Raw genomic sequence first — 8,316 nt, 5'->3', positions numbered from 1 at the left:
TGGACACGGTCACCTTCGAGGAGATGCTCGAAATGGCCGCTTGCGGAGCGAAGGTGCTAATGCTTCGCTGCGTGGAATACGCCCGCCGCTATAACATCCCGGTGCACGTGCGCTCGTCGTACTCGGACAAGCCGGGCACCATCGTCACCGGATCAATCGAGGACATACCCATGGAAGAGCCCATCCTGACCGGCGTCGCCCACGACCGCAGCGAGGCCAAGGTCACCGTGACCGGCATCCCGGACCACCCTGGCTACGCCGCGAAGATCTTTCGCGCTGTCGCCGACGCCGACGTCAACATCGACATGGTGCTGCAGAACGTCTCCAAGATCGAGAACGGCAAGACCGACATCACCTTCACCTGTCCCCGCGACGCCGGGCCGGCCGCGGTGGCCAAGCTGGACGCGATGAAGACCGAAATCGGCTTCAGTCAAGTGCTTTACGACGATCACATCGGCAAGGTGTCGTTGATCGGCGCCGGCATGCGCAGCCACCCGGGGGTCACCGCCACGTTCTGCGAGGCGCTGGCCCAAGTCGGCGTCAACATCGACCTGATCTCCACCTCGGAGATCCGGATCTCGGTGCTGTGCCGCGACACCGAACTGGACAAGGCCGTCGTCGCGTTACACGAAGCATTCGGCCTCGGTGGCGCCGAGGAGGCCACGGTGTATGCGGGAACAGGACGCTAGAAATGGGTGCGACCGGCTTATCGATCGGCGTAGTCGGGGCCACCGGGCAGGTGGGCCAGGTGATGCGCAGGTTGCTCGAGGAGCGTGATTTTCCGGCGACCGACGTGCGGTTCTTCGCCTCGGCCCGCTCGCAGGGTCGCAAGCTGGGATTTCGCGGCCAGGAAATCGAGGTCGAGGACGCCGAAACCGCCGACCCGACTGGGCTGGACATCGCGTTGTTCTCCGCGGGCGCGACGATGTCGCGGGTTCAGGCCCCGCGGTTTGCCGCGGCGGGCGTGACCGTAATCGACAACTCGTCGGCGTTCCGCAGAGACGACGACGTTCCGCTGGTGGTGTCCGAGGTCAACTTCGACAGGGATGTTCGAGGCGCGGGACGCCTCAAGAAGGGCATCATCGCCAACCCCAACTGCACGACGATGGCCGCGATGCCGGTACTCAAGGTGCTGCACGACGAGGCCCAGCTGGTCCGCCTGGTGGTCTCGAGCTACCAGGCCGTCTCCGGCAGCGGCCTGGCCGGGGTGACTGAGCTGGCCGAGCAGGCCCGCGCCGTGATCGACGACGCCGAGCAGTTGGTGCATGACGGCAGCGCCGTGCAGTTCCCCGCGCCGAAGGCGTACGGCGCGCCGATCGCGTTCAACGTCGTTCCGCTGGCCGGCAAGCTGGTCGACGACGACTCCGGTGAAACCGACGAAGACCAGAAGCTGCGCTTCGAGAGTCGCAAGATCCTCGGAATTCCCGACCTGCTGGTCAGCGGTACCTGTGTCCGGGTTCCGGTGTTCACCGGTCACTCCCTGTCGATCAATGCCGAATTCGCCCAACCGCTTTCGCCGCAGCGTGCCCGCGAAGTCCTGAGCAGTGCGCCGGGAGTGAAGGTCGTCGATGTGCCGACGCCGCTGGCCGCAGCCGGTGTCGACGAGTCCCTCGTCGGCCGGATCCGTCAGGATCCCGGTGCTCCCGACGGGCGCGGTCTGGCCTTGTTCGTCTCGGGCGACAATCTGCGTAAAGGCGCGGCTTTGAACACTATTCAGATTGCCGAGCTACTCGTCGCGCAGCTGTGATTCGCGGGTGAGCCCGGCCCGTCGCTCGCTGATGGCCGCAGGTTTGTTTGCCTGCCAAGGGGTTTGGCTCGCCCACGCCGACCCGCCGGCCCCGATGCCGCAGCCGGTGCTGCAAGCGCTCGCACCCGGTGAGGTGATTCGCATCGGCCCCGCCGCCGGCACCGGCACGCCGACCCGCGACTACGGCATCGGCGCCACCGACCTGTGCGTGTTCCTGGAATTCCCGACCGACGTCGTGCAGGTGTGCGGCGACAGCTTCGCCGGCCAGGGCGTCGGATTCGGCGGCTACTACTCGCCGGTGGCACTGCGGGTCGACACGTCCTCGGTCGACGATCCGGACGGAGTGAAATACACCGGGGTCACCGGCATCACCGAGCCGCTGCTGGCCGAGCCCACACCGGCCGGCGCATCGCAGCTGCCGGCCGGCGTCGTGCAGATCAACCGGCAGAACTACGTGTTGATCACCACCACCAAGGACCTGGTCCCGCAGACTTCGAGGCTGGTGAAAGCCGAACCGGTGCAAGGCTTCTGGCAGACAGTGCCGGGCTCGGTACGCAACGCCGACTACGCGGGCGGCCGGCAGTCGCAGATCAGCGGCTACTACGACCCGATACCGACGGCTGAGTCGCAGACCGGCTGGGTGTACCTCGTCGCCGACAATTTCGACCGCAGTGCGCCGGTGGTGCTTTACCGCGTCGCCCCGGAGAACTTCGGCGACCGCTCCCGCTGGCAGGGCTGGGCACCCGGTCCGGACGGGGGGTGGGACAGGACGCCGGCGCCGTTGTGGGGCGACCAGGCCGGCGAGATCAGCATGACGCAGATCGACGGCAAGACAGTGCTGTCCTATTTCAATTCCAGCACCGGCAACATGGAAGTGCGGGTGGCCGACGATCCGACCTCGCTGAGCGGCGCGCCGGTCACCACCGTTGTGCAGCACGACGATTGGCCCGAGCCCGCCGAAAGCCTTCCACCCCCGCACGACAACCGGTTGGCGCAGCCCTACGGCGGCTACATCTCGCCCGGCTCGACACTGGACGAGGTGCGGGTGTTCGTCAGCCAGTGGCACAACAGCGATGCACGGGCCCGTTCGCCGTACCGGGTGATCCAGTTCGCGGTCAACCCGTTCAAGCCATGGTCGGAGCCGAATTGAGAATCACTCGCGGCTGTTCCCGCAACAGATCAGTTGGTTGTTGGTGTTGGTGGTTGGGGTTGCTCAGGTTGCCGTGCCGCTGCCTCCCTGGCTAGATGCCGCCGCGGGACACCAGCTGTGCGGCAATGACGTTGCGCTGGATTTCGTTGGTGCCCTCGCCGACGATCATCAGCGGGGCATCGCGGAAGTACCGCTCGACGTCGTATTCGGTGGAATACCCATAGCCGCCGTGGATGCGCACGGCGTTCAGCGCGATCTCCATCGCCACTTCGGAGGCGAACAGCTTCGCCATCCCGGCCTCCATGTCGCAGCGCTCGCCGCTGTCGTAACGCATAGCGGCATAACGGGTCAACTGGCGGGCTGCGGTCAGTTTGGTCGCCATGTCCGCCAAGTAGTTGCCGACCGACTGGTGCTTCCAGATCGGCTGGCCAAAGCTCTCCCGCTGCTGCGCGTAGGCCAGCGCGTCCTCCAGTGCCGCGGTCGCCACTCCGAGTGCGCGTGACGCCACCTGAATGCGGCCCGTCTCGAGGCCTTTCATCATCTGCGAGAATCCCTGTCCCGCAATGCCGCCCAGGATCGCCGAGGGTGGCACCCGGTAGCCGTCGAATGACAGTTCGCAACTCTCCACTCCTTTGTAACCGAGCTTGGGTAGATCACGCGAGACCGTGAGCCCCGGCCCGTGCTCGACAAGCAGTATCGAGATGCCTTTATGGCGCGGGGTCGCTTTCGGGTCGGTCTTGCTTAGCAGCGCGATCAGCCCGGACCGCCGGGCGTTGGAAATCCACGTCTTCGAGCCGTTGACGACAAGGTCCGAGTCGCCGGGCTCGGAGGGCAGCGCGGTCGTCGTCATGTTCTGCAGATCGCTGCCGCCGCCCGGCTCGGTGAGCGCCATTGTCGTGCGAAGCTCACCGGTGGCCATCGGCGCCAGGTAGCGCCGCTTCTGCTCGTCGGTGCCGAACAGCGTCAGCAGCTTGGCCACCACCGTGTGGCCGCCCATCGCGCCGGCCAGGCTCATCCAGCCGCGCGCCAACTCCTGGGTGACCAGCACGTAGCACGGCATCGACACCGGGGTCCCGCCGTACTCCTCGGGCACCGCCAACCCGTAGATGCCGATGCGCTTCATCTGCTCGATCCACGCTTCGGGATACTCTCCTGCATGCTCGACTTCGCGCACCGTCGGCCTGACCTCTTTATCGACGAACTCGCGCACCGTCGCAACCAGCATCGTCTCGTCGTCGTTCAAACCCGTGCCCATCCGGCAATGGTGGCATGCCCATGACAGTCGGCCCGTACTTCGACCAGGTGCACACCGGCCAGGTCTTCACCGGTGCGCCGTCGATGACGATCACAGCCGGCCTGGCCGCCGTGCATCAGAGCATCCTCGGTGACCGGTTGCGGTTGCCACTGGACGCCGAGCTGTCCGCCGCGGTCACCGGGCTGCCGGCGGCGCTGGCGCATCCGGGCTTGGTCTGCGACGTCGCGATCGGCCAGTCGACGCTGGCCACCCAACATGTCAAGGCCAACCTGTTCTACCGCGGGCTGACGTTCTTCCGCTTTCCCGCGATCGGTGACACGTTGTTCACCCGCACCGAGGTCGTCGGGCTGAAGAAGAACTCTCGACGACCCGGTCGGGCGCCCACCGGCCTGATGGCTCTCCGCATCACCACCATCGACCAGGCCGATCGGCTGATCCTCGATTTCTACCGCTGCGCGATGCTGCCGCTGAGCCCCGACGCCGACCCCGACGGCTCGGACCATGACGACGACCTGTCGACGATCGGTGCCGATCTGGCTGCGCCACCGTCGGCGGCCGCCGATTGGAACGGCGAGGCCTTTCGAGAACGGGTCACCGGGCCGCACTTCGATGCTGACCTGGCGGGATCGGTATTGCAGAGTAGTGCCGACGTGGTCAGCAGTGCGCCGGAACTGGCTCGCATCACCTTGAATATTGCTGGCGTGCATCATGATTCGCGCCTCGGGGGACGTCGCCTGGTCTACGGCGGGCACACCATCGGGCTGGCGCTGGCGCAGGCCAGCAAGCTGTTGCCCAATCTTGCGACCGTGCTGGGCTGGCAGTCCTGCGATCACACCGCGCCGGTGTATGAGGGTGACACCCTCTACAGCGAGCTGCACATCGAATCCGCCGAGCCGACCGGCGGCGGCGGGGTTTTGGGATTGCGGTCGCTGGTGTACGCGGTCAGTGACAATCCCGACGAGCCACGGCAAGTCCTCGACTGGCGTTTCACGGCGCTGCAGTTCTAAGACGCTGAACGGCGGCGCGCACACTAATGGTCGTGGACGTGGCTTCAGACTGGGCCCGCAGCGGGCTGGCCTATTTGACCGGCTCGCCTGACGGGCCGCCCGAGTTCTCGCGCGCCGCTGTGCTGACCGAAGCCCGCCGGGCAGCCGCCGATATCCTCGGGCTTCTCGGCGTCGAGATCGACGCCGCCACGATTCTGGCGGGCCGGGCCGCGATCCTCGGGCTGACCCGCGGGGGCCGTATCTCGGCCGGTGGCGCCACCCGACTGCTACGCACCGTTGACGGCTGGTGCGCCATCGCATTGCCACGCGACGACGACGTCGCGGCGCTACCGGCGTTGCTGGAGGTCGACGCGCTCACCGGCAATCCATGGGCAATGCTATCCCGTTGGACAGCAACGCATTCGACCGACGCTGTAGTAGACCGCGCCCGCCTTCTTGACATCGCGGTCGCGGCGTTGGGCGAAGCCGTAGCGGAGCCACCCACCGTGCGGCGCTTCGGCACCAGAGCCGGGCCGCGACCGGCCGACGGGCTACTGGTGGCAGATTTGTCGTCGTTGTGGGCCGGGCCGCTGTGCGGTCAGCTGCTCGTTCGCGCGGGCGCTGTCGTCGTCAAAGTGGAGAGCCCCGGCCGACCGGATGGCACCCGACGCGGCGAACCGGCCTTCTTCGATTGGATGAACGCCGGAAAGCTCTCGTATTGCGTGAATTTCGACAGCGACGCTGATGCGTTGCGTCGACTGCTACATGTCGCTGACATCGTGATCGAAGGTTCACGGCCCGCGGCGCTGCGACGCCGCAGGCTAAGTGCCCAGGACCTACCCGGGCATCCTGGCCGAATCTGGTTGCGTATCAGAGGCTATCGTGATCAGCCCGACCGACTCGCGTTCGGGGATGACGCGGCGGTCGCCGGCGGGCTGGTTGGCGCTGCCGCCGACGGACCATTGTTTTGTGGCGACGCGGTCGCGGACCCGCTCAGCGGGCTGGAGGCCGTCCGCGCGGTGGGGGAGTCGCTGCGCCGCGGTGGCGGCGAGGTGATCGAGGTGTCGATGGCTCAGGTGGCGGCCCGATACGCGGCCCTGCCGCCGTCGCCGGATTCTGACGCGCCGGCCGAGTCGCCTACGCTGCCGCCAGCTGCTTCGGCGGCGTCGACGCTGGGAGCCGACAACGCCGCAGTTGAATTACTTGTTTCCGAAAGACTCTGTACATCATGCTGATTCAGCACGCGGTGACGATCGACGGTGCAGCCGTCGACCTCCGGGTGGGGGAATCGATCGACGAGGTCGCCGATACGTTGCCGCCACGGCCGGGCGAGGATGTGCTGGACGCAGCGGGTGGGACGGTGCTGCCCGGTCTGCATGACCACCATGTGCACGTGTTTTCCGCGGCCGCCGCGGCGACGTCGCTCAGGGTGGGCCCGCCGCAGGTCCGCGGCCGCGACGGACTGGCCGCCGCACTGGCGAACGCCGAAGCCGGCGAAGACGGCTGGATCCGCGCCGTGGGCTACCACGAATCGGTTGCCGGACCGCTGGACCGCGGCGTGCTGGACGACGTGGCTCCGGCGGTGCCAGTGCGCGTTCAGCATCGCAGCGGCGTGTTGTGGATCCTCAACTCGGCGGGTCTGGAGCGTGTCGGTCTGGCCGAGCATCCGGACGGCCGGCTGCGCAGCAGCGAACCGTGGGCACAGGCCCTGGGCCGCAGCGAGACCAGCCTGACCGGGCTCGGCGAACGGCTCAGCCGCCACGGGGTTACCGGAATCACAGATGCCACACCGGATCTCGCTATTGCCGACATAATGCGATTGTCGGAGCTGCACCGGCACGGTGACCTTAGTCAGCGCGTGCATTGCCTGGCCCCGGGTAAACGGATCCTGCATGACGACGCCCTGGACCTCGAGGAGCTGGTCGGCTGGATCGCCGACCGGCACCGCGACGTCCATCCGGTGGCCATCCACTGCGTCACCGCCGCGCAATTGGTGGTCACCATCGCTGCGCTGCGCGAAGCCGGCTCCAGGCCGGGCGATCGTATCGAGCATGCCGCTGTGGTTCCGTCGGATTGTCTCGCTGATCTGGCCCATCTCGGGGTGACCGTGGTGACCCAACCCAATTTCGTTGCCGAGCGCGGTGATCAGTATCTCGATGAGATCCCGGCCGCCGAACACGGTCAACTCTGGCGGGTCGCCTCGCTGCTCGACGCGGGCATCGCGGTGGCACTGTCCACCGATATGCCCTTCGGTAACGGTGACCCGTGGGCGGCGATCCGGGCCGCGGTGCACCGCCGCACGCCCGGCGGAGCTGTCCTGGGCGTTGACGAACGTGTCTCTGCGCGAACGGCTTTGGCGATGTTCCTGGGCCGGCCCGATCATCCCACCCAACTGCGAACCCTTGAACCCGGCCAGCCGGCGGACCTGTGCGTGCTGAGCGTGCCGCCCGAGACCGCGCTCGCCGAATTGGACTCAGCGATGGTGGCCGCAACCGTCGTCAGCGGGCAAATGGTCTACGCGACGAGGTAAGTCAAGAGATTTCGCCGACGAGATAGCGCTGCAACGTCGGTGCGACCGCGTCGACCAGAGTGTCGACATCCATGGACTGAATCGGCTCGACGCGCACCACGTAGCGCATGATGCCCACCCCGACAACTTGCGACGAACACAGCGCGGCACGAAACGTGATCTGGTCGGCGCCGAGCGCCTTGAGTAGTGGGTCGAAGATCGGACCGATGAACAGCCCCTGTGCGACGTCGACCGTTTTGGCCAGCCCCGCTGTGGCGATCGCGCCGGCAGCGAATGGACCACCGCCGGTGGCATCCCAGGTGGTGATCAGCGTCTGCAGCGTTCGTCGACCCGCCTGGTTCACCCCGCCCTGGATGATCCTGTCGATGAAGTCCGGCGTCCGGAACGGGAGGCGCAGCGTGCGTGCCACCGGGTCAAGGATCCCACGAAACGGGATTTCGGGAGGGGTCACGCTGTCAGGATGGGCGCGAATCAGGCAAAGTTCAAGCATCGACCCAGGCGCGTCACCTGATCAGTGCGGCAGCTCGCGAAACGGTGTGTTCTTGTACGGGTCAGGCTCTTTCGGCAGGCCCAGCACCCGTTCGCCGACGATGTTGCGTTGAATCTGATCGGTGCCGCCGCCGATCGAGGTGAAGTAGGCGTTCAGCG

General features: G+C 66.8%; 8 protein-coding genes and 1 pseudogene. 6 read left to right on the top strand and 3 right to left on the bottom strand.

Annotation, left to right across the window (positions count from 1 at the left end; translation table 11 throughout):
• The 3 genes from AC2VOU_RS10805 to AC2VOU_RS10795 form a co-directional block, all read left to right on the top strand.
• On the top strand, positions 1-689 hold a 689-nt coding region (locus tag AC2VOU_RS10805; RefSeq protein ID WP_486957374.1), incomplete at its 5' end, for an aspartate kinase.
• A 2-nt stretch (positions 690-691) separates the two neighbouring features.
• Complete coding sequence (locus tag AC2VOU_RS10800; RefSeq protein WP_486957373.1) at positions 692-1,747, top strand: aspartate-semialdehyde dehydrogenase; 1,056 nt, start codon at positions 692-694, stop codon at positions 1,745-1,747.
• 31 nt (positions 1,748-1,778) lie between these two features.
• A complete protein-coding gene (locus AC2VOU_RS10795; RefSeq protein WP_486957375.1) occupies positions 1,779-2,897 on the top strand; it encodes a DUF4185 domain-containing protein in 1,119 nt (372 codons plus the stop codon).
• A 91-nt stretch (positions 2,898-2,988) separates the two neighbouring features.
• Here AC2VOU_RS10795 and AC2VOU_RS10790 read toward each other — a convergent pair whose 3' ends face one another.
• A complete protein-coding gene (locus tag AC2VOU_RS10790) occupies positions 2,989-4,152 on the bottom strand; it encodes an acyl-CoA dehydrogenase family protein (protein ID WP_486957372.1) in 1,164 nt (387 codons plus the stop codon).
• Positions 4,153-4,172: 20 nt separating this feature from the next.
• Here AC2VOU_RS10790 and AC2VOU_RS10785 point away from each other — a divergent pair, with 20 nt between their 5' ends.
• Genes AC2VOU_RS10785 through AC2VOU_RS10775 form a run of 3 tightly spaced genes read left to right on the top strand, consistent with a single transcriptional unit; the run spans position 4,173 to position 7,668 of the window.
• On the top strand, positions 4,173-5,159 hold the full coding sequence (locus AC2VOU_RS10785; protein ID WP_486957371.1) for a MaoC family dehydratase: 987 nt from the start codon (positions 4,173-4,175) through the stop codon (positions 5,157-5,159).
• A gap of 26 nt (positions 5,160-5,185) precedes the next feature.
• Positions 5,186-6,373, top strand: coding sequence for a CoA transferase (locus tag AC2VOU_RS10780; RefSeq protein WP_486957370.1), 1,188 nt, complete (start codon positions 5,186-5,188; stop codon positions 6,371-6,373).
• The gene (locus AC2VOU_RS10775; RefSeq protein ID WP_486957369.1) at positions 6,367-7,668 is read left to right on the top strand and encodes an amidohydrolase family protein; all 1,302 of its coding nucleotides are present in this window, start codon (positions 6,367-6,369) and stop codon (positions 7,666-7,668) included. The genes AC2VOU_RS10780 and AC2VOU_RS10775 overlap by 7 nt, the downstream gene beginning before the upstream one ends.
• A gap of 1 nt (position 7,669) precedes the next feature.
• On the opposite strand, the gene AC2VOU_RS10770 is transcribed toward AC2VOU_RS10775, so the two are convergent.
• On the bottom strand, positions 7,670-8,158 hold the full coding sequence (locus AC2VOU_RS10770; protein ID WP_486957368.1) for a TetR/AcrR family transcriptional regulator: 489 nt from the start codon (positions 8,156-8,158) through the stop codon (positions 7,670-7,672).
• Between the two features lie 21 nt (positions 8,159-8,179).
• Positions 8,180-8,316: pseudogene (locus AC2VOU_RS10765) on the bottom strand (acyl-CoA dehydrogenase family protein); the annotation flags it as partial.

The organism is Mycobacterium sp. TH-M25 (assembly GCF_057473665.1).
Note: the sequence above shows the minus strand (reverse complement) of the source record. Positions and strands in the feature narration are given on the sequence as shown.

What these genes read in the sequence shown, in the direction of transcription:
- AC2VOU_RS10800 (WP_486957373.1), top strand. Translation starts at nt 692, where the DNA reads ATGGGTGCGACCGGCTTATCGATCGGCGTAGTCGGGGCCACCGGGCAG.
- AC2VOU_RS10795 (WP_486957375.1), top strand. Translation starts at nt 1,779, where the DNA reads ATGGCCGCAGGTTTGTTTGCCTGCCAAGGGGTTTGGCTCGCCCACGCC.
- AC2VOU_RS10790 (WP_486957372.1), bottom strand. Translation starts at nt 4,152, where the DNA reads ATGGGCACGGGTTTGAACGACGACGAGACGATGCTGGTTGCGACGGTG.
- AC2VOU_RS10785 (WP_486957371.1), top strand. Translation starts at nt 4,173, where the DNA reads ATGACAGTCGGCCCGTACTTCGACCAGGTGCACACCGGCCAGGTCTTC.
- AC2VOU_RS10780 (WP_486957370.1), top strand. Translation starts at nt 5,186, where the DNA reads ATGGTCGTGGACGTGGCTTCAGACTGGGCCCGCAGCGGGCTGGCCTAT.
- AC2VOU_RS10775 (WP_486957369.1), top strand. Translation starts at nt 6,367, where the DNA reads ATGCTGATTCAGCACGCGGTGACGATCGACGGTGCAGCCGTCGACCTC.
- AC2VOU_RS10770 (WP_486957368.1), bottom strand. Translation starts at nt 8,158, where the DNA reads ATGCTTGAACTTTGCCTGATTCGCGCCCATCCTGACAGCGTGACCCCT.